This window comes from Pseudomonas sp. C2B4, from assembly GCF_013359695.1.
Lineage (GTDB): Bacteria > Pseudomonadota > Gammaproteobacteria > Pseudomonadales > Pseudomonadaceae > Aquipseudomonas.
The window spans coordinates 50986-73521 of sequence record NZ_JABFMU010000005.1 but is presented as its reverse complement, the minus strand read 5'-3'; the positions used below and the strand labels follow the sequence as shown (position 1 = coordinate 73521).

Here is a 22536-nt window from a genome sequence, read left to right as displayed (position 1 = left end):
TGACGTCTTCGCGAGCAGGCTCGCTCCCACAATGGATCGTGCCGAACATCAATTTTGTGTTCACCAGAGATCAACTGTGGGAGCGAGCCTGCTCGCGAATAGAGCGCGAAGCGCTCGCCGCTATGCAGCCCCCTTCTTCGGCTCGCGAATCTTGTACCAAGCCACATATAGCGCCGGCAAAAACAGCAAGGTCAGTAGCGTGGCAATGATGATCCCGCCGATCATCGCGTAGGCCATCGGCCCCCAGAACACCTCCCGCGCGATCGGGATCATGCCCATGCTCGCCGCTGCGGCAGTCAGCAGGATCGGCCGTCGCCGATGGTCAGTGGCCTGCAGCACCGCGTCCCACTGCGAATAGCCTTCGCTGACGAATGCATCGATCTGCGTCACCAGGATCACCGAGTTGCGGATGATGATGCCGATCAACGCCAGGATCCCCAGGATCGCCACAAAGCCCATGGGCGTTCCGGTCGGTACCAGCGCGATCACCACGCCGATCAGGCCCAGCGGCGCCACGCTGGCCACCAGGAACATCTTCTGCACGCTGTGCAGCTGGATCATCAGGAAAGTCGCCATCAAAAACACCATCAGCGGCACGACCTTGGCAATCGGCCCCTGGGCCTTGGCGCTCTCTTCCACCGTACCGCCGGTGGCGACTTTGTAACCCACCGGCAACCCCGCAGCGAACTTGTCCATGTCCGGCTTGAGCAGGGTCACCAGGTCCGTGGGTTGAATATCACCCAGGGTGGCGGCCTTGATGGTCACGGTCGGCTTGCGGTCGCGACGCCACACCAGCGGCTGCTCCAGCTCATAGCGCACGGTGGCAAACGCCAATAGCGGAATCGAGGTGCCGCTGGGCGTGACGATCTGCAGGTTCTGCAGGGTATCCGGCGTGCCGCGTTCGGCATCCACGGCGCGGCCGACCACGTTGATCAGGTAGATGTCGTCGTCGACCTGGGTCACCGTCGAGCCGCTGACGATGCTGTTCATCAGGTTGGCCACGTCTTCGGAGGAAAGGCCGAGCTGGCGCGCCTTGTCCTGGGCGATATCGACGCGCAGCACTTTGCCCGGTTCGTTCCAGTCGAAAATGATCTCGCCGATGTACGGGCTCTTGTCCAGTTCGCTGGCCAGGTCGATGGCGTGCTTGCGCACCTGATCGATGTTATTGCCGCTGACCCGGTACTGGATCGGCCGCCCCACCGGCGGGCCCATTTCCAGCGCCTGCACGTAGCTGCCGATGCCGACGAACTCCTTGCGCAGGCGTTCGCGCAGGCGGGCACTGAGCGCTTTGCGGGCTTCGAAGTCTTTGCTGACGATCACCAGTTGCGCGTAGTACGGGTTCTGCAATTGCTGGTCGAGGGGCAGGTAGAAACGAATCGCACCCTGGCCGATGTAGGTGCTCCAGCGCACGATGTCCGGGTCGCCCTTGAGCGTCGCTTCGAGCTTGTCCACGGCCTTGCGGGTTTCATTGATGGAGGCGTTTTGCGGCAGGTTCAGGTCCACCAGGATTTCCGGGCGATCCGAAGACGGGAAGAACTGGTTCTGCACAAAGCGCATGCAAAACACCGATAACAGGAACAGCAGCACGGTGATGCCGATGGCCCACCAGCGATTGCGCATGCTCCACAACAAACCGCTGTTGAACGCCCGCCCCATACGCCCCGGTTCCGCCGAATGAGGCTTCACCTGGGTACTGAGGATGTGTACGCCGATCACCGGGGCGAACAGCACCGCAACGATCCACGAGACGATCATCGCCACGGCGATCACCGCAAACAGGGTGAAGGTGTACTCACCGGCGGAGCTGGCGTTCAGGCCGATGGGGACGAAACCGGCGACGGTCACCAGGGTGCCGGTGAGCATCGGGAAGGCCGTCGAGGTGTAGGCGAACGTCGCCGCCTGTTCCTTGGTATCGCCCAGCTCCAGGCGCGCGACCATCATCTCCACGGTGATCATCGCGTCGTCCACCAGCAGGCCGAGGGCGATGATCAGCGCGCCGAGGGAAATCCGCTGCATGGTGATGCCGCTGTATTCCATGAACACGAACACCATGGCCAGCACCAGCGGGATCGAGCACGCCACCACCAGGCCTGCGCGCACGCCGAGGCTGATGAAACTCACCACCAGCACAATCACCACCGCTTCGAACAGCGCGCTGGTGAAACCACCCACCGCCTCTTCCACCACTTGCGCCTGGTCGGAGACGTTGTGCACGCCCACGCCCACCGGCAAGTCGGCGGTCAGGTCGATCATCCGCTGGTGCAAGACCTTGCCGAACACCTGGATGTTCCCGCCCTTCTGCATGGCAATGGCCAGGCCGATGGCTTGCTGGCCGTTGTAGCGAAATTCTGGGCTCATGGGGTCGACGTAGCCACGGCGGATGTCGGCGACGTCGGCCAGCCGATAGAAGCGGTCATTAAGCCGCAGGTTGACGTCGGCCAGGTCCTTTTCCGAGGCGAACTGCCCGGAGGTGCGCACGGTAATCCGTTCGGGACCGGCCTCGATCACCCCGGCCGGGGTGATGGCGTTTTCTTTTTGCAGGCTTTGGATGACCTGGGCTTCATCGATGCCCAACGCCGCCAGTTTGCGCGTGGAGAAGTTCAGATAAATGACTTCATCCTGCTGGCCGATCATCTGGATCTTGCCCAGCCCCGGCACATCGTGGATCTCGGCACGAGCCTGTTCGACATAGTCACGCAGCTGACGCAACGACAACCCGTCGGCGGTGAAGGCATAGACCGACCCGAACACATCACCGAACTCATCGTTGAACGATGGCCCTTGCAGGCCCTGGGGAAACTGGCCCTTGATGTCGCCGATTTTCTTGCGCACCTGGTACCAGATTTCCGGAATGTCCTTGGCCTTGGTGGTGTCGCGCAGGTTCACGTAGACCGTGGATTCGCCGGGGCGGGTGTAGCTTTTCACGTAATCGAGGGAGTCGAGTTCTTCGAGTTTTTTCTCGATGCGATCGGTGACCTGCTTGAGGGTTTCTTCCTGGGTCGCGCCGGGCCAGCGGCTCTGGATCACCATGGTCTTGATGGTGAACGAAGGGTCTTCCTCGCGACCCAGATTCATGTACGAGAACACGCCCATCAGCAAGCCGACGAACATCAGGTACCAGACGAACGACTGATGTTTAAGCGCCCATTCGGATAAGTTGAAACTCCCTTTCATTGCGCGCTTCCTTCATCGACTTTCACTTTCTGCCCCGGCTTGAGGCTGTTCACACCGGCACTGACGATGCGCTCGCCGGACTTCACGCCACTGGCCACCAGCACGCGGCTGTCGGTGCGGCTGATGATGCTGACGTTGCGTGGGGACACGGTTTTGGTCTGCGTATCGACGACCCAGATGCGCGGCTTGCCATCGACCTCCTGCAAGGCGCTCAGGGGCAATTCGATCTGCGGTGTGATCGCCGAACTCAAGGTCACGCTGATCGCCGTGCCCAGGCGAAAGGCATTCGGGGTTTCGGTCAGGGTCAGGCGCGCGCGTCGGGTCCGGGTGGTGCTTTCGGCCTGGGGTTCGATTTCCCGCACGGTGGCGGTGGTGCTGATCTGCGGGTTGAGCTGCGACGCGACCTGGAACACCACATCGGAAGGCAACTGGTCGACCAGGGTATCCGGCAGATCGATCACGGCTTCCTTGATGTCCGGTTGCGCCAGGGTCACCACCTGCTGGCCGGCGGTGACGACTTGCCCGGCCTCGGCGTTCCACGCGGTGACCACGGACTTGTGGTCGGCGCGCAGTTCAACGTAGTTGAGCTGGTCCTTGGCCTGATTGACCGCGGCCTGGGCCTGATCGAGAGAGGCCTGGGTGGTTTTCAGGTCGGTCTGGGCATTGTCCAGTTGTGCCTGGGAACCCACACCCTGGTCGAACAGGCTCTGCTGGCGCCGCGCGGTCGCCTGGGCGTTGATCAGTTGCGCCTGGATGCTCGACAGGTTGCCCTGCGCCGAGCGCAGCTGGTTCTGCTGGTCCGTGGGGTCGAGCGAGGCGAGCAAGTCGCCCTGCTCGACTTCGGCGCCGACATCGACGGCGCGGCTGGCAATGCGTCCGGGAATGCGGAACCCCACATTGCTTTCATAACGGGCCTGGATATTGCCCGCGAAACGCCCCAGGTTTTGCTCGCCCAGGGCCTCGACCTTGATCGACAGCACCGGACGAATCGGTTCCGGCGGCGCTTCTTCCTTGGAACAGGCCGCCAGCATCAAACCGGCCAACACCACTGACAGTCGCCTCATGGCTGCTCCTCCGTGGCCAGTTCCTTGTAGGTGTTTTCGGCGATCTCCACGGCGACGCCGGGGTGCAGCAACTGGCCGCCGGCGATGACGACTTTCTGCCCCTCCTGGAGGCCGCCGCTGATGATGACTTTGCCGGTCAGGTAACGGCCGACGGTGACCGGGTGCAGTTGCGCTTTGCCCTCTGCGTCCACCAGCCACACGGCGGGCTTGCTGACATCCTTGGTCAGCGCCGACCACGGCAATTGCACGGCGGTCTTGCTCTGCGCGGTGCCGGTGGCACTGACCACCGACCCCAGCTGCATGCCTGGCGGCAGGGCGTCGAGGGTGATCTTGACCTGGACCGTACCGGTCTGCTCGGAGACCGCCGGAGTAACTTCACGCACGGTGCCGGTGGTTTTGATCTGCGGGTTGTCGAGCAGGCTGACCACGACTTTTTTATCCGGTGGCGGCTCGGCCAACAGCGACTCGTAGACGTTGAACACCGCGTCCCGTTCCCCGTCCTGGGCCAGGCTGTAGATCGGCACCGTGGCCTGCACCACCTGGCCGACTTCCGCCTGGCGCGCCGTGATCACACCCGGTGCCTCGGCAACCAGCGAGGTGTAGCTCAGTTGCTCACGGGCGTTGGCCAATTGCGCCTGGGCCGCCGCCAACGAGCTTTGGCTGCTGCGCAAGGCGGCCTGCGCGGAATCGTATTCGCTCTGGCTGGTATAGCCCTTGGGCAGGAGTGTTTGCTGGCGCACGAAGGACGCGGCGTTCTGTTTGACCTTGGCCTGTTCGGCGACGACCTGCGCCTGGGCCGAATCGACATTGGTCTGCAGGTCTTTCGGATCAAGCCGGGCGAGGACCTGCTTGGCGGTCACCCGATCGCCAACGTCGACGGTGCGTTCGATGATCTTGCCGCCGACGCGAAACGACAGCTCCGTCTGCACCCGCGCCTGCACATCGCCGGTCAAGGTGACGCTGGCCCCGTATTGGCCAGGTTTGACGACTTGCACGAAAACCCGAGGCCGATCCTTCTCGGCCATTTTCTTTTCACCGCAAGCCCCCAGCAGGGCCAACAGGCACAGGCCAAGGGCTACTTTCAATCCGGGAACAGCCATGCAGACTCCTTTGCGTTGTACGGGCGTGCCAGTGACGATACGACTGAGAGCTTAGAACAGGGTTCCGCCTTCGCCCGCGCTGATCGGAATTTCCTCCTACAACAATTGTTGAAGAGTCCTACATTGTAATTTTTCATGCACGACTATCGTGATGCCATTTCCAGGCCCCAGAGAACGTTTTTCATGCTCAACACACTGGCAGTGGCCAATTATCGCTCCATCAACAAACTCGTCATCCCGCTGGGTCGGCTGAACCTGATCACGGGCCCCAACGGCAGCGGCAAATCCAACCTCTACCGTGCGCTGCGCCTGCTGGCGGAAACCGCCCAGGGTGGGGTGGTCAATGCGCTGGCCCGCGAGGGTGGGCTGGATTCGACCTTTTGGGCCGGTCCGGAAACCCTCTCGCGACGCATGCGAAATGGCGAAGTGCCGATTGAGTCGACCGTAAGGCATGGCCCCAAACGCCTGCGCCTGGGGTTTGCCGGAGAGGATTTCAGCTATTCGATTGCCCTCGGACTGCCGGAGCCCAGCCGGTCAGCGTTCTCCCTGGACCCGGAAATCAAAAAGGAATGCATCTGGTCCGGTCCCTTCTACCGCCCGGCCAGCCTGCTGGTAGATCGCGACGGCCCGATGATCCGCGCCCGGGCCAACCGTAGCTGGGACGTGCTGGCTCAACACACACCGGCGTTCGACAGCCTGTTCGACCAGGTTGGCAGCCTGCGTTCTTCGCCGGAAGTCCTGCAGATGCGCGAATTCATCCGTCGCTGGCGCTTCTACGATCACTTTCGCAGCGACGCCGATGCCCCGGTGCGCCAACCGCAACTGGGCACCCGCACGCCAGTGCTGCATCACGACGGCAGGGATCTGGCGGCGGCGTTGCAGACCATCATCGAAATCGGCGATCCCGAGGCACTGCAGGCCGCCATCAGCGATGCCTTTCCCGGCGCGCGACTGCACATCCAGCCGCTGGCCGGCGGACGTTTTGCCATCGAGTTTTATCAAGAAGGTTTGCTGCGGCCGTTGTCAGCGGCTGAGTTGTCGGACGGGACGTTGCGGTATTTGCTGTTGGTGGCGGCATTGTTGACGCCCCGGCCGCCGACATTGATGGTGCTGAACGAACCGGAAACCAGTCTGCATCCGGATCTGTTGCCGGCGTTGGCCCGCTTGATCATTCGCGCCTCGGAACAGTGTCAGGTGTGGGTGGTGTCCCATGCCCGGCGACTGATTTCGGCGCTGCAAGAAGACCCGGAATGCAATTGCATCATGCTGGAGAAAAACCTCGGGCAGACCGGGATCGTCGGGCAGCGGATGCTGGATGAGCCGGCGTGGTATTGGCCAGATTGATCGACCGGTTACACGCAGTACTAAATGGAATTTCGGCGAATGTGTTTGGCATTCTTCAAAATCTCGAGTTGCCTGTCGAGCTGCGTGGTCAAGAAGTTAGCCTTTCGCTGAAGGCCCGCTGAAGATTGGAACCCTTCAGAGCCGATCGGTCCGGGTGTGGGAGGTGGAGCCGAGGGCTCGATAGACGGCAAGGAAGGGCGAGGTGAAGCAGTCGGTGTCGGTGGGATTACCTGCCCCTTATTCTGCACAAAACTCCTCAAGCCAGCCTCAGCCCTAGGATCTCTCGCAGCCCAATAAGTACCCACTCTCGATCCGAACGCCAACGCTGTCAGCCCTAAAGCGACAAACCCCAGTATTGCGCCCGCCTCAGGGTCCCCGGTGATGGCCGTAACAGCGCCGCCAACCCCCACCACACTGGTTGCCAATATCGCACCACTGGCCACCACCGTGCTTGTTGCCAAAAAACCCTGTTTGGGTGGCAACTTCCTCACAGCACCCAATAGCAAAGCATCCTTGGCTAAATTAAAGGCCGGGATGGGACGGGTCATGCCTAGCCCTGTGTTCGACAGGCCCAAGACGCTTGAGATCAAACGGCCAATCTCGGCAAACCGCCCTGTCGGGTCACTGAGATTTATGGGGTCGCCCAAACAATACGCATAGGTATTAAGCCCACCCCGCCCAAAAGGGCTCAATCGATCCGGGCTGTTGAAACGCATCAATACAGGGTTGAATGCCCGGTGGCCATTGCCCAGTAAATAATGCCCCGTCACCGGATCGACCGCTTCGCCGGTGAACCCCAGAAGACTGCCGGAACCACTTTCAACCCACCTACTACCGTAAGCCGTATAGGCCTGCTGCACCGATCCAGCAGCATCGGTGACTTGCAAGACCGAACCCTGTTGATCAATGGTCAGCAGCTGACAGTTGATGTCATCCCCTTCACGCGCTTTCAAGGCCAGCGATTGCCTGCCATGCCGAAATACGCTTTGACTGGAGGATCCTTGAAGATCGCTCGCCAGTTGGTCGCGACAGTAAAACCGCTGCAGCTTTTCCTGCCCTGTACGGTCCATTCCGGTCAACCGATCCAGCGCATCGTAGTGGTAGTGACAGATCGTGGTTTTTGACGCGCTCATGCAAGACACCCTCCCCGTGCAGTGCTTAGCTTGCACCGGTCGTGGCGTTCGCACACCTAGCAGAACTGCTAGGTATCAGATGGACGAGCGTGTGAGCATTGCCTGAAAAGCTTCGCGAACAGGTTCGCGCCCTCAGGGATTGTATGAACGACACAGATCCAATGTGGGAGCGAGACTGCTCGCGAAGGCGGCCACAAGGTCAGTGAATCACCCCTGCCACTTCCCACCCTCGACAATCACGCTCTCAGGCTTGGTGTCATCGCTCAGTTCCTTGCGCACGTACTGGTCGTACAGCTTGAGCAGGTACTTGTCTTCACCCAACTTCGCCAACTCGGCATTGACCCAGTCGCGCAGCTCGATGTTGCCCTTCTTCACCGCCGGTGCAATCGGTGCTTCGGCGCCGAGTTTCTGCTCGAGCACGCGGTAGCCAGGGTTCTGCTTGGCCCAGCTGAACAGCACCAGATTGTCTTGCGCGTAAGCATCGCCACGACCATTGGCCAGCGCCTGCAGGGACTCGGAGTTTTTCTCAAACTTCAGCAGTTTCCAGTCCGGGTGGTTCTTGGTCAGCCAGATGTCGGCCGTGGTGCCGGTGGTGACGATGGTGGTGCGGGTCGCCAGGTCATCGAGTTTTTTCACCGCGCTGTCCGCAGGCACCAGCGCCTGCACTGCCACCTTGAGGTTGGGGTTGGTGAAGTCCACCGCTTCCTTGCGCTCCGGGGTGACGGTCATGTTGGCGAGGATCAGGTCGACCTTGTCGCTTTGCAGGAACGGAATACGGCTGGCCGGCTCCACGGCTACGAACTCGACCTTGTTTTCATCGCCCAGCAGATCCTTGGCGAATTGACGGCCGATGTCGGTATCGAAGCCCACGTAGCGACCGGCCTCGTTGACGAAGCCGAATGGCGGCTTGTCGGTGAAGACGCCCACGATCAGCTTGTCCCGCGCCTTGATTTTTTCCAGGTAACCGCTGGGCGCGGTGCTTTCGCTGGCGACTTTCGGCTTGGCCGGTTCTTCGGTTTTGTTGCAGCCGGCCAGCAGTGCAAGGCCCAGCAGTGGCAGAAGCAAGAGTGAAGACTTGGCAGTTTTCATGGCAGTTCCAGTTCCTTTGTTTGAGTCGATTTGGGTAGTGCGGCGACGTAGGAGAATTTCTCCAGGAACTGCTGCGCTCGTGCGGTTTGCGGGTTCGTAAAGAAGATCTCGGGAGCGTTTTGCTCAAGGATGCGCCCGGCATCCATGAACACGATGCGATCGGCCACGGCGCGGGCGAAGGCCATTTCGTGGGTGACGATCAACAGGGTCATGCCCTCGCGGGCCAGGCCCTGAATGACTTCCAGCACCTCCTTGACCATTTCCGGATCGAGGGCGGCGGTGACTTCATCGAACAGCATGACCCGGGGGTTCATGCACAACGAACGGACGATGGCGATGCGTTGTTGCTGGCCGCCGGAGAGCTGCCGTGGAAAGGCATCACGCTTGTCCGCCAGGCCCACGCGCTCCAGCAAGGCTTCGGCCTGTGCGCGGGCTTCGTGGCGCTCGCGCTTCTGTACTTTGAGCGGGCCGAGCAGCAGGTTGTCGAGCACGCTCATGTGCGGGAACAGGTGATAACTCTGGAACACCATGCCGATCTGCTGCCGCACTTCGCGCCAGTCGGTGGACGTGTCCAGCAGTTCACGACCGGCAAATCTCAGGCTGCCGCTGTGGGCGGCTTCCAGTCCATTGAGGCAGCGCAACAAGGTGCTTTTGCCGCAGCCGCTGGGCCCGAGAATGACGATGACTTCACCCGCCTTCACGCTCAGGTCGATGCCCTTGAGCACCTGCTGCTCGCCGAAGAATTTGTTGAAACCCTTGAACTCGATCAATGCGTTCATGCTTGCGTCCAGCGCCGCTCCAGCACACGCGAGGCGGCCGACAACGGGTAGCAGATGAAGAAGAAAAACAGGAACAGCGCGCCGTAGATCAGCACCGATTCGTAGGTGCGCTCGATGATTTGCTGGCCGACCTTGATCACGTCCACCACACCGATCAGCACCGCCAGGGAGCTGGTCTTGATGATCCGCGTGTAGACGTTGATGGTCGGCGGCGTCATGCGTTTGAGCGCTTGGGGCAGCAGCACGTACCAGTAGAGTTGCGGCCCCTCCAGACCGAGCGACAACCCCGCTTCTCGCTGGCCTCGCGGCAACGAATGCAGCGCGCCGCGTACCACTTCGCCGACCTCACTGGCAGCCCACAGCGACAGCACCAGCACCGCGCACCAGAAACTCGGAATGCTCAGGCCAAAAAAGATCGGCAGGCCGAAAAACAGCAAATACAGCCAGACCAGCACCGGAATCGCCCGGAACAGTTCCAGATAGACCCGCAACATGGCGTTCAACCACGTCACGTTGAGCGTGCGCAACACGCCGTAGAACACGCCGCCGACGGTGCTGATGGCGATGCTCAGGAAAGAAATCGACAGGGTTTGCGCAGCGCCCTTGCCCAGTTGCGGCAACGACACCCACAACAACTCAAGACCCGAACTGGCCATGCTGGAGCCTCCTTTCCAGGCGGCTGAGCAACAGCGACAACGGCAGGAACAGCAGCACGCAAATCAGCGTCAGCACGGCGAGCATTTCGTAGGTTTTGTAGTAGAGCGCGATGTAGCTCTTGGTGGTGTAGAGGATTTCCGGCACCGCCACCGCCGAGACCACGGTGGTTTCCTTGAGCAGGAAAATGAAATTGGCGAACAACGACGGCAGGCTGAGGATGCCGGCCTGCGGCAGGATCACGTAGCGCAGCAATTGCCCGTGAGAGAGGCCGATGGAGCGACCGGATTCCAGTTGCGCCTGGGGCACGGCGTCCACGCCGGCACGCAGTACTTCAGTGAGATAAGCGCCGCCGAGGAAGGTCATGGTGATGATCGCCGCGGCAAACCCCGAGACCTTGATGCCCAGCGCCGGCAAGGCGAAGTAGACGAAGAACAGCTGGATCAGCAGCGGCGTGTTGCGCGCAAGTTCGACATAGAGGCCGACCAGTCGCTGCAGGTATGGCGTGCGAAACACCAGAATCGTCGCGTTGATCAGGGCCACCAGCAGCGAGGTGCCGATGGCGATGAATCCGACCTGCAGCGTCACGCCCACGGCCTTGAGAAACGCCGGCAAGGTGCTGAGGATAAAAGCGTAATCGAAGTTCATTGAACATCCTGGACGCCGCTCGGTAAGCGACGGTGGTGCAGTCCACAGGCCATGGGTAAAGGCCCGGCAAGCACCAACTTTAAAGGTATAAAAACAAGAATTTAAATACCGTTAAATCATATTGATATCACGCAAAAAACTATCCCGCCAAATTTGCCGAGGTGGCGTAAGACAGCTATTTTCCTTGCGCCCGTAGGAAGGATCTTTTTTTCGAATTGCCCCTCCAAGGACGGACCGCTTTTGGCCAGACTCCCCGGCCGAACCCTCACAAGGAAGAGAAAAATGGCAGACGTGAAAGTGCCGCAACGGATGAATCCGCAGGACATCGTCAAGTTGCTCGTAGCGTTGCGCAGGGCGTTGAAGGCCAGGGCGGCCTGAGTGAACTCCTGTGGGAGCGAGCCTGCTCGCGAAGGCGGCCTATCATTCAGCATCAATGTCGACTGACACGGCCTCTTCGCGAACAGGCTCGCTCCCACAGGAATAGCGGACGCAAAAAAACGCCGACGCTGCATCAGCCGTCGGCGTTGGAAACCTTGAAGGGGTTTTCCTGAAGAATCAGAACGCCGGCAGTACCGCGCCGCTGTACTTCTTCTCGATGAATGCTTTCACTTCCGGGCTGGTCAAGGCCTTGGCCAGTTTCTGGATGGCGACGCTGTCCTTGTTGTCCGGACGAGCCACCAGGAAGTTCACGTAAGGCGAATCAGCGCCCTCGATCACCAGCGCGTCTTTAGCCGGGTTCAGGCCCGCTTCCAGCGCGTAGTTGGTGTTGATCATGTCCAGGTCGACCTGATCCAGCACACGCGGCAGCATGGCGGATTCAAGCTCCTTGAACTTGAAGTTGTGCGGGTTCTTGGCGATGTCTTTCGGCGTTGCCAGGGCGTTCTTCGGGTCTTTCAACTCGATCAGGCCAGCCTTCTGCAGCAGGATCAGGGCACGGCCGCTGTTGCTGCCTTCGTTAGGGATGGCAATGGTGGCGCCATCTTTAAGCTCGGCCAGGGTTTTGACTTTCTTCGAGTAGCCACCGAACGGTTCAACGTGAACACCGATCACGGTTTCCAGATGAGTGCCTTTGCCTTCGTTGAAGCTCTTCAGGTACGGCAGGGTCTGGAAGTAGTTGGCGTCCAGACGCTTCTGGTCGACCTGCACGTTCGGCTGAACGTAGTCGGTGAAGACTTTGATTTCCAGGTCCACGCCTTCTTTGGCGAGGGTTGGCTTGATCAGTTCGAGAATCTCGGCGTGTGGAATCGGGGTTGCCGCAACCACCAGTTTCTCGCCAGCCTGGGCCAGGCCCGCGGTCAGGGCAGCCGCCAGTGCGGTGAACAACAGAACCTTTTTCATGCAGTGTCCTTATCGAAAATCACAGTCGCTTGTGGCGACGGCTATTAATACGAGTGCCAGTGAAGTGCTATCGCTGGCGTGATGCGGACAATACCGGGATTTTTTATTCCCGAACAATATCTTTTATTCACTTTCATATTCCATTTTGTTCATACAGCTCTAGCCCGCAGCTTCCCTGTAGGAGCGAGCTCGCTCGCGATGGTCGTGAACGATAACGCTGGAAGTCTGGTACCCCGTGGCGATCTCTGGTTTTTCGCGAGCGAGCTCGCTCCTACAGGAGGCCAGTGTCCTTAAGTAATTGTTTCAAAGCGCCTTTTTCGGTGTCGGTAGCATTGCCAAGAATCTGCTTGAGCTGCTGTTCGATCTGCTTCAGGCCTTCATCCGGCAGATTCAAATGCTCCGGCAAAATCTCGTCACCAGTGCTGACCAGCAGCGCAAAGTGAATGACGTTTTCCAGCTCCCGGGTATTGCCCGGCCAACTGTGGCGTTCCAGCACCCGCTGCGCGGCCTCGCTGATCAGCGGGACCGGCAGGTCCAGACGCTGGCTGTAGATACCGAGGAAGTATTCGGCCAACGACAAGATGTCGCCCACCCGCTCACGCAGCGCCGGCAGTTCGAGCTGGCCTTCGCTGAGGTAGTGGTAGAGCCGTTCATGGAATTTACCGGCGGCGACAGCCTGGGCCAGGTCGATGCTGGTGGCGGCGACCAGACGCACGTCCACCGGACTTGGCTGATGCGCGCCGACGCGGGTGACTTCGTGGTTTTCCAGGGCAGCGAGCAATTTGATCTGAATCGGCAGCGGCAAGTCGCCGATCTCGTCCAGGTACAAGGTGCCGCCGTTGGCCGAACCAAACCAGCCGGCACGGCTGCTGGCCGATCCGCTGAAACTGCCGGCGGCATAACCGAACAATTCGGCATCGGCGTAGGTAGGGCTGATCGCGCCGCAATTGACCGAGACGAACAACCCGCCGCGATCACTGGCGCGATGGATGTGCCGCGCCAGCAACTCCTTGCCGGTGCCGGTTTCACCACGGATCAGCACCGAGATCGAACGCGGCGCCAGTTGCTCCAGTTCCTGGCGCAATTGCCGCGAACGTGGATCAACGAACACCAGCGCCTTGGCGCGGATGCTCAGGGGACTCTTTTCGGCGTCGGGAAAGGTCAGCAGCGGCTGACCGAAGGTTTCAAAGCTCATGGCAGTCTCCCGCCCAAAACCGCCGGGAGACGGGGGGCGTTAAAAAAAGGTTCAAGCACGGCGCAGGGCGTGGTGTTCCATGCGGTTTTGCAGGCGATAGAGATAGGCAAAACCCTGTTCCCAGCGTTGGTGGCCGGACTTCACATTGATGTGCCCGGCGCCCGACAGAATCCCCGCCTCAGCACCCCAGTGACGCGCCAGCTCCAGCGCCCGCGGCGCACTCACGGCGGCGTCGTTGTCGGAGCTGACGACCTGGCTCGGAAACGGCAACAAGTCGGTAGGAATCGGCGCAAAGTTGCGCAGCGCCGGCGCGCAGGCCGGACGCTCGACGTCAGCCGGGGCGACCAGCAAAGCACCGCGTACCTGACGCAGAAACGGCAATGGCGCCGTCGCCGCCCAATGGGCGACGGTGATGCAGCCCAGGCTGTGGGCAATCAGAATCACCGGCGTGCTATCAGCGGCAATCGCCTCGGCCAGCGCCGCGACCCAGTCTTCACGGCGCGGCGTGAGCCAGTCAGCCTGCTCCACCCGTGCGCTGTTCGGCAGACTGTTCTGCCAGTGGCTTTGCCAATGATCTTCTGGCGATCCTTGCCAGCCCGGCACAATCAGGTAGCGAATTGATTCGTTGCGCATGGGGAACTCTCCTGCTGCGTGTCTGTTCCCGGTCGAGTATAGGGAGGAGATTTATATTCGTTAAGGAATAAGAAGCTATTTATTAAGACCTATATCGAATATATGGCGCGACCATTGTGGGAGCGAGCCTGCTCGCGAAAGCGGTCTGTCAGTTGTCATCACGGTTGACTGACACGGCCCCTTCGCGAGCAGGCTCGCTCCCACAAGGGTCGGTGGTGGTTTTTCGGGGGGAATAAAAAAGGGACCGCACCCTGCCAAGGAGACGGCCCCGGAAAACTCAGATTCTGTCAGCGCTGATCAACAACTCTGAAGCTGATGATTGGCGAAATCGGTTATCCAATAAAGGAATATTTAATTACTTTAATAGACCTTAATTGCATAAGCCGTTTACCCCCACGGCAACCGCCCTCATCGTTGCTTGCATCACACCGTAGCGTCCCTTTGGGTCAATTTGATGACGAACACCTTTGCACCTGAGTTTTCCGGGCCGAATGCATGACTCAAACCTGAGCGGCACGCACCGGCTGCGACTCCGCCGTCGCCTTGCGCTCAAATCGGTTGGCCCGGCCAAACGTGCCGAAATCATTGAAGCGCACGCCCATCTCACGCATCACTTTATGCGCCACCGGCGCCGTCATCTGGCGAATGTAGAACGGTTCCTTCACAACGAAATGATGGATGCCGTGGGTGCTGCCGAAGTTGAAGCAGAACGCCTGCAACGGCCACAGCCACCATGGGTTCAGCACCTGGCACTGTTGCATCACGTTGCCCGGCTCCACGTCGCCGTAGTAATGCATGTTCGAGCTGATGAAATGCAGGCAAAACGTGCGCAACACGTTCGGGCCGATGATCACCACGGCGGCGATATCGATGACCTGCATCACCGACAAGGTGGCCGCCGACCATTCAATCGGCATGCCCAGCAGATGGGCGACGCCATTGATGGCATGGAAGCCCAGGAACACGTACCACGCCCCCCAATGCACCAGCGCCAGCGGTGCGTAGACCTTCAAGGTGCGCTGGATGATGCTGATTTTTTGCGCCCGGGTTTTCGCTCGCAGCAAGCGGATAAACGACGACATCATGTTGTCGCCGACCATCAGTAACCGGGCGATGCCCCAGGGTTCGCCGTTGGTGATCGCCCGCTCTTCCATATCGGTTTCCGTGCCGGAGACCTTGTGATGGTTGAGGTGCAGATGGCGGCGAATCCACGGGTTGATGGTGCTCGGTCGCGCCAGCCAGACCAGGCCCATCATCAGGTTGTGCGGCACTCGCTGCTTGCGGAAGTACATGCTGTGAATCAGGTCATGCTCCAGCTCATGGGTCAGCGAAGCGAAAAATCCATTGAGGAGCAGGCACGCCCACCACGGCAAATGCCCCGTCATGTAGAGCGCCGCCGAGCCGATCATCCCGGCCAACGCGAAGGCCAGAATGCCCGCACCCAGGGCATCCTGGTGTTTGAGAATCGGGTAGCGCTCGCGCAATTCCACGCCCTTGGCCAGCACCACTTCACGAATATGGGCCGAGCGTTGAGTTGCATTCAGTCGCTGGGGACTTGCAGAAGTACCATGCATGCTTCCATCCTCTGGTTATTGATGTTCGCATCCTGCCTGCTGCGTCATCCTGTAGCGGTAGCCGTGAACGCCAACCTGTTGACCGGAAGCGCCAATCAGCATGACTGAACCGACCTCCCTCGCCAGCTGGACCCGCGCTCTGCGCAAGCAACTCGATGCCCTGGGCCTCGACAGCACCGCGCTGTGCCAGCAAGCCGGGCTCGACCCGCAACTGATGGACGACCCGAACGCCCGCTATCCGCTATCAGGGACCACACGCCTGTGGGAACTGGCGGTGCAGGCCAGCGGCGACCCGGCGATCGGCTTGCGCGTCTCGCGTTTCGTCAGCCCCACCACCTTTCACGCCCTGGGCTATGCGCTGGTGGCCAGCGGCAGTTTGCGCGAGGTGTTCGAACGCATCGTGCGCTATCACCAAGTGGTGAGCGATGCCCTGGAACTGGAGCTGACCCGTGCTGAAGACCGCTACCACTTCCGCCTGAAAATCCCCCCGGGCAACCTCGCCCCGGCCTTCGAAGCCATCGATGCCTTCACGGCCATTTACGTGCGCACGTGCCGCAACCGCCTGGGTCGCGATTACGCACCGCTGGCGGTGTACCTGCGCCGCCCGGAACCGGCGGATGCGCACCAGTGGCACAAGGTGTTCCGCTCGCCGGTGCATTTCGGCGCCAACGAGGATCGGCTGGAGTTCGCATTCATCGATTTCGACAGCCACCTGGACGACGCCAACCCGGAGCTGGCCGAACACAACGAAACGGTGCTCAAGCGCACCCTGGCGCAGCTCAAGCCGCTGACCTGGGAGCGCAAGGTCCGCGACGCCATCGAAGAGCAATTGCCGGAAGGCGAACCCAGCGCCGAACACATCGCCAAGGCCCTGCACCTGAGCCTGCGCAGCCTGCAACGACATTTGGCGGATGAGGGTTGTCGGTTTGATACGCTGCTCAACGAAAGCCGCGAGAACCTGGCGCTGCTGCACCTGCGCGATCCACAGGTGTCGCTGAGTGAGATCAGTTATCTGCTGGGGTTTGCCGATACCAGCAGTTTCAGCCGGGCGTTCAAGCGCTGGACGGGGATGACGCCGGGGCAGTTTCGGGATGGGTTGCGCTGAGGGATCAGGATTTTTGGGGGTCTGGGCTGGCCTCTTCGCGAGCAGGCTCGCTCCCACAGTGATCTGGGTGAATCACGGTTTTGTGATCAACCTAAAACCCTGTGGGAGCGGGCTTGCCCGCGAAGAGGCCGGATCAATCAGCAACCAAACCTGCTGACACTCCACCATCGTCAGATCGTCGCCAACGCCCGCAATCGCGCGGCATCAAGGATTTCAATTTCGCCGTAACTCAGCCCGATGATCCCCTGCCCCTGCAATTCCTTGAGGATCTGATTGGTGGTCTGGCGCGACAGCGACAGCATCGATGCCAACTGCTCCTGCGGCAGTTGCAGGATGCGGCGCGGTTCGTCGAGCTGGCCGTAGCCTTCGGCGATCATCAGCAAACGATGCGCCAGCCGTGCAGGGGCCGGCATCAGGCTCAGCTGTTCGAGATTGATGAAGGTCATGCGCAGTTTCTGGCTCATCAGCAACGCCAGTTGCCGCCAGTGCGCCGGTTGTTGGTCCAGCAAGGCGAGCAGCGCGGTCTGCGGGATGTGCAACAGCGTGCACTGGCCCGCGGCAAAGGCATCGTGGGTACGTGGCTGGCCATCGAACAGGCAGATCTCACCGAACCAGTGCGGCGGTTCCACCAGGCCCAGCAATGCCTCCTTGCCCTGTTCGTTCACGGCACCGATACGCACCGCGCCTTCGAGCACCGCATACAGGCCGCAAGGTGGATCGCCACGCTGGAACAGGCGCTGCCCCGCAGACAAGTGCCGCACCCGCGCGGCAGTCAGCAGACTATCCTGTAGGGAAACAGGCAGATGACTGAACCACTGACCGCGCATCAGGCGCGCACGCCAGACCTGCATATCCATGAAAACTCCTAGAGATTGTCGCCTGGCCGACAGAGCAAAAAATGGCCCCGAGGCAAGATCAGTCACCCTACAGGAGGAATAACAATGAAAAAAAGCCTCGTTGACCATCTCAGTCAATATGCCGCCTACCACCGTGATCCGCGCAACATCGCCACCCACTTCGTCGGTATTCCGCTGATCGTCGTGGCAGTGGCTGTGTTGCTGTCCCGCCCCCAATGGGCCGGGGGCTGGCTTTCACCGGCGGTGCTGGTGTCGCTGGCATCGGCGTGGTTCTACCTACGCCTGGAGCTTCGCCTCGGGGTGCTGATGACGGTGCTGCTGGGGCTGTGCGTGTGGGCCGGTCAGGTGCTGGCGCAGCAAAGCACGCTGGTCTGGCTCGCGAGCGGCCTGGGGATGTTTGTGGTGGGCTGGGCGATCCAGTTTGTCGGCCATCACTACGAAGGGCGCAAACCGGCGTTTGTCGATGATGTGTCGGGGTTGATTGTCGGGCCGCTGTTTGTGGTGGCCGAACTGGCGTTCATGTTGGGGTTGCGGCATGAGCTCAAAGAGCAGATCGAGGCGCGGGCGGGGGGTGTGCGGATTAATCCGAATCGCGCTGCTGCTTAGATCGCCTTCGCGAGCAGGCTCGCTCCCACAGGATCTGTGTTATACACAAAACCTGTGGGAGCGGGCTTGCTCGCGAAGCTTTTGATCTTAGATGTTGGCGACTTTCTGCCAGACCTTGGGCTTGAAGAACAGCGTCTCGCCCTTGGCCAGACCGATCAGGCTGTCGTGATCCTTCACCACTTCGGCTTCGATCAAATCAGTCTGCCCTTCCACCTTCAGCGTCACCCGGGTCGTCGCGCCCAACGGCCGGATATCCCGCACTTCGGCCGCATGGTGATCTTCCAGTTCATGCCGTGACAGCGACACTTCGTGCGGGCGGAACAACACGTGCTTGTCTTCGCCCAAATGCAGCCGGTTCGAGTCACCGAGGAAGTGATAAACGAAATCGCTGGCCGGATTTTCGTAGACATCGCCCGGCGAACCGATCTGCTCGATCACACCCTTGTTCATCACCACGATGCGGTCGGCCACTTCCATCGCTTCTTCCTGGTCGTGGGTCACAAACACCGACGTCAGGTTGATGTCTTCGTGCAGCCGCGCCAGCCAGCGGCGCAGTTCCTTGCGGACCTTGGCGTCGAGGGCGCCGAAGGGTTCGTCGAGCAGCAGCACTTTCGGTTCGACCGCCAGGGCGCGAGCCAGGGCGATACGTTGACGCTGGCCACCGGAGAGTTGTTCCGGGTAGCGATCCGACAGCCAGTCCAGCTGCACCATGTTCAACAGTTCGTGGACCTTGGTCGCGATCTGGCTTTCGCTCGGGCGTTGGTTCTTCGGCTTCATGCGCAGGCCGAACGCAACGTTGTCGAACACCGTCATGTGACGGAACAAAGCGTAGTGCTGGAACACGAAACCGACGTTGCGATCACGCACATCGTGGCCGGAAACGTCTTCGCCGTGGAACACGATGTTGCCCTGATCCGGCGTTTCCAGGCCGGCGATGATTCGCAGCAGCGTGGTCTTGCCGCAACCGGACGGGCCGAGCAGGGCTACCAGCTCGCCGCTCTGGATGTCCAGGCTGATGTTGTCCAGCGCCTTGAACGCATGAAAATTCTTGCTGACATTACGCACTTCGATCGACATGAAATCATTCCTCCGCGGCGCTGGCGCGCAGGCGGTTAATACGGTTTTCGCTCCACTGCTTGAGCAGCAGGATGAAGAGCGCCAGGATCAGCAACAGGCTCGCCACGGCGAACGCGGCCACGTGGTTGTATTCGTTGTAGAGGATCTCGACGTGCAGCGGCAAGGTGTTGGTCACCCCGCGAATGTGCCCGGACACCACCGACACCGCACCGAACTCACCCATGGCCCGCGCCGTGCACAGCACCACGCCATAGATCAAACCCCATTTGATGTTGGGCACGGTGACATGCCAGAACATCTGCCAGCCATTGGCCCCGAGCAGGCGCGCGGCCTCTTCTTCCTGAGTGCCCTGCTCCTGCATCAGCGGGATCAGCTCGCGAGCCACGAACGGCACGGTGACGAAAATCGTCGCCAGCACGATGCCCGGCAAGGCGAAGACGATCTGGATGTCGTGATCCTGCAGCCACGGACCGAACAGGCCCTGAGCGCCGAACATCAGCACATAGACCAGACCGGCGATCACCGGCGATACCGAGAACGGCAAGTCGATCAGGGTCACCAGCATGCTCTTGCCACGGAACGAGTATTTGCTCACGCACCACGCGGCACTGACACCGAACACCAGGTTCAGCGGCACCGAAATCAGCACCGCAATCACCGTGAGCTTCAAGGCTGACAGTGCATCAGGCTCGAAGATCGCCGTGAAAAACGCGCCCAGGCCATTCTTCAAACCCTGGGACACCACGATAAACAGCGGCAGCAACAGGAACAGCGCAAAAATCAGCCAGCCAAGGCCGATCAGAATGCGTCGCGAGGTGGCACTGCCACGGCGGGCAGCGTTGGCCGAGGAAGCGGCAGCAATAGACGATTGGGACATGTTCTGCGCCTCCTTATGGGGTTTCGATGCGTCGCTGCAGCAAGTTGATCAGCAGCAACAGAATGAAGGAAACCACCAGCATCAGTACACCAATGGAGGTAGCGCCGGTGTAATCGTACTGGTCGAGCTTGACCATGATCAGCAGCGGCAGGATCTCGGTTTTCATCGGCATGTTGCCGGCGATGAAAATCACCGAACCGTACTCGCCGACCCCGCGGGCAAAGGCCAGCGCGAAACCGGTGAGCCAGGCCGGCAGCAGTGCGGGCAACAGGATATGACGAGCGACCTGCCAGGGTTTCGCCCCCAGGCACGCGGCCGCTTCTTCCACTTCCCGTGGAATATCAGCCAAAACGGGCTGTACGGTACGTACCACGAATGGAAGGGTCACAAAAGTGAGGGCAAGGGTGATGCCCAGTGGGGTGTAAGCGATCTTGAAACCCAGATCCGCCGCGAACTGGCCGACCAGCCCGGTGGGGGTGTACAGCGCGGTCAGCGCAATACCGGCCACGGCGGTGGGCAACGCGAAGGGCAAATCGATCATCGCATCGATGATTTTGCGTCCGGGGAAGGTATAGCGCACCAGCACCCAGGCCAGCAGCGTGCCGATGATGCCGTTGATGATCGCGGCGTACAGCGCAGTGCCAAAGCTCAGCTTCAGCGCCGCCAGAACCCGTGGCGCCGAGATGATCGTCCAGAACTGATCCCAGGTGAGTTGAGCGGCATGCACGAACATCGCCGCCAGTGGTATGAGCACAATCAGGCTGAGGTACACCAAGGTGTAGCCCAGCGTCAGCCCGAAGCCGGGTATGACGGGGGAGATACGACGCGACATAAAAGTCCTTGGTTGAGAACGCACAAAGCCCCGAAGGTAAATCCGGGGCTCGTTGATGGCTATTTAAGATTACTGCGCCTGGTAGATCTGGTCGAATACACCGCCGTCATTGAAGAATTTCGGCTGCGCGGTTTTCCAGCCTCCGAAGTCCTTATCGATGGTCACCAGATCCAGTTTCGGGAACTGCTGGGCGTATTTGGCGGCGACATCCTTGTCACGTGGACGATAGAAGTTTTTCGCCGCAATTTCCTGGCCCGCCGGGCTGTACAGGTGCTTGAGGTAGGCCTCGGCGATTTGCTCGTTGCCTTTTTTCTCGGCGTTCTTGTCGACCACGGCCACTGGCGGCTCGGCGAGGATCGACAGCGAAGGCACGACGATGTCGAACTTGTCGGCGCCGCCATCTTCCTTCAGGGCCAGGAAGGCTTCGTTTTCCCAGGCCAGCAACACGTCTCCCTGACCGTTGTTGACGAAGGTAATGGTCGAACCGCGAGCACCGGTGTCCAGCACTGGCACGTGTTTGAACAGGGTTTGCACATACTCCTTGGCCTTGGCTTCGTCACCGCCATTGGCTTTCAGGCCATAAGCCCAGGCCGCGAGGAAGTTCCAGCGCGCACCACCGGAGGTTTTCGGGTTCGGGGTAATCACCGATACGTCGTTCTTGACCAGATCACCCCAGTCCTTGATCCCTTTAGGGTTGCCCTTGCGCACCAGGAACACGATGGTCGAGGTGTAGGGCGTGCTGGCATCCGGCAGGCGTTTCTGCCAGTCGGCCGGCAGGGTTTTGCCGAGCTTGGCGATTTCGTCGATGTCGCCGGCCAGGGCCAGGGTCACCACGTCGGCGCGCAGGCCATCGATCACCGCACGACCCTGCTTGCCGGAGCCACCGTGGGATTGCTGGATTTTCACGGTGTCGCCAGGATTGCTTTTCTTCCAGAAATTGACGAACTCGGCGTTGTAATCCTGATACAGCTCGCGGGTCGGGTCGTACGACACGTTAAGCAGCTCGTAATCCTTGGCAACCGCGGTACCGGCAAACAGGGCACTGGCCAGGGCGGCCAAAGCGAAATGGCGAATCGACGACATGGTGAAAGCTCCTGGAATTCTTGAGTGTTGGCTTTTCTTATGGAAGTGCTTTTGCAAATACGGAAATCGGGTTGCCGGTCACGCGGTTGCTTCAGCTCGGTTTATTGCCTGGCTGCTGCAAGCGGAATTTTTCCTTGCGTTCAATCTGAACCACCTGGGCGTTGTGCACGGTGATTTCCACCGCGCCGAAACGCAGATCGCGCAGGGCGCTCTGGATTTCACGCAGGATGGTTGCTTCGTCCTGGCCGTCAACGCTACGTAGAGATGCGCTCATGGTGCTGCTCCTTCGTCTGAGAGGTTGCCTGGCAGTGGCGGCACTGCTTGCGGCGTGAAACCAATAGTAGAGAGGCGCGGATATTCTTAAAAAGACTATT

Annotated in this window: 21 protein-coding genes; 3 read left to right on the top strand and 18 right to left on the bottom strand. The window is 60.4% G+C overall.

All coding sequences use genetic code 11. The annotated features are described in order from the left end of the window. Nucleotides 1-120: 120 nt before the first annotated feature. From HNQ83_RS05850 to HNQ83_RS05840, 3 genes are read right to left on the bottom strand one after another with little or no spacing between them, the layout of a single operon-like run. Nucleotides 121-3174: an efflux RND transporter permease subunit gene (locus HNQ83_RS05850; protein ID WP_175388073.1), complete on the bottom strand. Its 3054-nt coding sequence runs from the start codon at nt 3172-3174 to the stop codon at nt 121-123. Then, entirely contained in the window at nt 3171-4238 is a 1068-nt protein-coding gene (locus HNQ83_RS05845) for an efflux RND transporter periplasmic adaptor subunit (protein ID WP_175388072.1), read from the bottom strand. Before HNQ83_RS05845 ends, HNQ83_RS05850 begins: the two co-directional genes overlap by 4 nt. After that, nucleotides 4235-5338: an efflux RND transporter periplasmic adaptor subunit gene (locus HNQ83_RS05840; RefSeq protein WP_175388071.1), complete on the bottom strand. Its 1104-nt coding sequence runs from the start codon at nt 5336-5338 to the stop codon at nt 4235-4237. The genes HNQ83_RS05845 and HNQ83_RS05840 overlap by 4 nt, the downstream gene beginning before the upstream one ends. Before the next feature lie 183 nt (nt 5339-5521). On the opposite strand from HNQ83_RS05840, the gene HNQ83_RS05835 reads away from it, so the two are divergent. Then, nucleotides 5522-6682, top strand: coding sequence for an AAA family ATPase (locus HNQ83_RS05835; protein WP_175388070.1), 1161 nt, complete (start codon nt 5522-5524; stop codon nt 6680-6682). A gap of 20 nt (nt 6683-6702) precedes the next feature. On the opposite strand, the gene HNQ83_RS05830 is transcribed toward HNQ83_RS05835, so the two are convergent. The 9 genes from HNQ83_RS05830 to HNQ83_RS05790 form a co-directional block, all read right to left on the bottom strand. Beyond that, entirely contained in the window at nt 6703-7815 is a 1113-nt protein-coding gene (locus HNQ83_RS05830; RefSeq protein ID WP_256668869.1) for an RHS repeat-associated core domain-containing protein, read from the bottom strand. Nucleotides 7816-8022: 207 nt separating this feature from the next. Next, nucleotides 8023-8904 (bottom strand): transporter substrate-binding domain-containing protein, encoded by an 882-nt coding sequence (locus tag HNQ83_RS05825; RefSeq protein ID WP_175388069.1) that lies wholly within the window; start codon nt 8902-8904, stop codon nt 8023-8025. Continuing rightward, nucleotides 8901-9683 carry an amino acid ABC transporter ATP-binding protein gene (locus HNQ83_RS05820; protein ID WP_175388068.1) on the bottom strand — a complete coding sequence of 261 codons (783 nt, stop codon included), beginning with the start codon at nt 9681-9683 and terminating at the stop codon, nt 8901-8903. The genes HNQ83_RS05825 and HNQ83_RS05820 overlap by 4 nt, the downstream gene beginning before the upstream one ends. Continuing rightward, on the bottom strand, nt 9680-10339 hold the full coding sequence (locus tag HNQ83_RS05815) for an amino acid ABC transporter permease (protein ID WP_175388067.1): 660 nt from the start codon (nt 10337-10339) through the stop codon (nt 9680-9682). Before HNQ83_RS05815 ends, HNQ83_RS05820 begins: the two co-directional genes overlap by 4 nt. Further along, complete coding sequence (locus HNQ83_RS05810) at nt 10320-10985, bottom strand: amino acid ABC transporter permease (RefSeq protein WP_008148239.1); 666 nt, start codon at nt 10983-10985, stop codon at nt 10320-10322. The genes HNQ83_RS05815 and HNQ83_RS05810 overlap by 20 nt, the downstream gene beginning before the upstream one ends. A 555-nt stretch (nt 10986-11540) precedes the next feature. Next, nucleotides 11541-12323, bottom strand: coding sequence for a MetQ/NlpA family ABC transporter substrate-binding protein (locus HNQ83_RS05805; RefSeq protein ID WP_007983099.1), 783 nt, complete (start codon nt 12321-12323; stop codon nt 11541-11543). A 271-nt stretch (nt 12324-12594) separates the two neighbouring features. Then, nucleotides 12595-13518, bottom strand: coding sequence for a sigma 54-interacting transcriptional regulator (locus HNQ83_RS05800; RefSeq protein WP_175388066.1), 924 nt, complete (start codon nt 13516-13518; stop codon nt 12595-12597). 51 nt (nt 13519-13569) lie between these two features. Then, on the bottom strand, nt 13570-14151 hold the full coding sequence (locus tag HNQ83_RS05795; RefSeq protein WP_175388065.1) for an alpha/beta hydrolase: 582 nt from the start codon (nt 14149-14151) through the stop codon (nt 13570-13572). Nucleotides 14152-14651: 500 nt separating this feature from the next. Continuing rightward, on the bottom strand, nt 14652-15725 hold the full coding sequence (locus tag HNQ83_RS05790; RefSeq protein WP_175388064.1) for a fatty acid desaturase: 1074 nt from the start codon (nt 15723-15725) through the stop codon (nt 14652-14654). Nucleotides 15726-15825: 100 nt separating this feature from the next. On the opposite strand from HNQ83_RS05790, the gene HNQ83_RS05785 reads away from it, so the two are divergent. Then, entirely contained in the window at nt 15826-16830 is a 1005-nt protein-coding gene (locus HNQ83_RS05785) for an AraC family transcriptional regulator (RefSeq protein WP_175388063.1), read from the top strand. Nucleotides 16831-17000: 170 nt separating this feature from the next. On the opposite strand, the gene HNQ83_RS05780 is transcribed toward HNQ83_RS05785, so the two are convergent. Continuing rightward, a complete protein-coding gene (locus tag HNQ83_RS05780) occupies nt 17001-17687 on the bottom strand; it encodes a Crp/Fnr family transcriptional regulator (RefSeq protein WP_175388062.1) in 687 nt (228 codons plus the stop codon). 84 nt (nt 17688-17771) lie between these two features. On the opposite strand from HNQ83_RS05780, the gene HNQ83_RS05775 reads away from it, so the two are divergent. After that, nucleotides 17772-18293 (top strand): DUF962 domain-containing protein, encoded by a 522-nt coding sequence (locus HNQ83_RS05775; protein ID WP_175388061.1) that lies wholly within the window; start codon nt 17772-17774, stop codon nt 18291-18293. A gap of 87 nt (nt 18294-18380) precedes the next feature. On the opposite strand, the gene HNQ83_RS05770 is transcribed toward HNQ83_RS05775, so the two are convergent. From HNQ83_RS05770 to oscA, 5 genes are all read right to left on the bottom strand, one after another. After that, a complete protein-coding gene (locus tag HNQ83_RS05770; protein WP_175388060.1) occupies nt 18381-19370 on the bottom strand; it encodes a sulfate/molybdate ABC transporter ATP-binding protein in 990 nt (329 codons plus the stop codon). A gap of 4 nt (nt 19371-19374) precedes the next feature. Further along, nucleotides 19375-20247: a sulfate ABC transporter permease subunit CysW gene (gene cysW, locus HNQ83_RS05765; RefSeq protein WP_008055400.1), complete on the bottom strand. Its 873-nt coding sequence runs from the start codon at nt 20245-20247 to the stop codon at nt 19375-19377. A 13-nt stretch (nt 20248-20260) separates the two neighbouring features. Continuing rightward, nucleotides 20261-21079 (bottom strand): sulfate ABC transporter permease subunit CysT, encoded by an 819-nt coding sequence (cysT, locus tag HNQ83_RS05760; protein ID WP_175388059.1) that lies wholly within the window; start codon nt 21077-21079, stop codon nt 20261-20263. Between the two features lie 69 nt (nt 21080-21148). Beyond that, nucleotides 21149-22162, bottom strand: coding sequence for a sulfate ABC transporter substrate-binding protein (locus HNQ83_RS05755; protein ID WP_175388058.1), 1014 nt, complete (start codon nt 22160-22162; stop codon nt 21149-21151). A 91-nt stretch (nt 22163-22253) separates the two neighbouring features. Then, nucleotides 22254-22436 (bottom strand): sulfur starvation response protein OscA, encoded by a 183-nt coding sequence (gene oscA, locus HNQ83_RS05750; protein ID WP_022643503.1) that lies wholly within the window; start codon nt 22434-22436, stop codon nt 22254-22256. Nucleotides 22437-22536 lie beyond the last annotated feature (100 nt).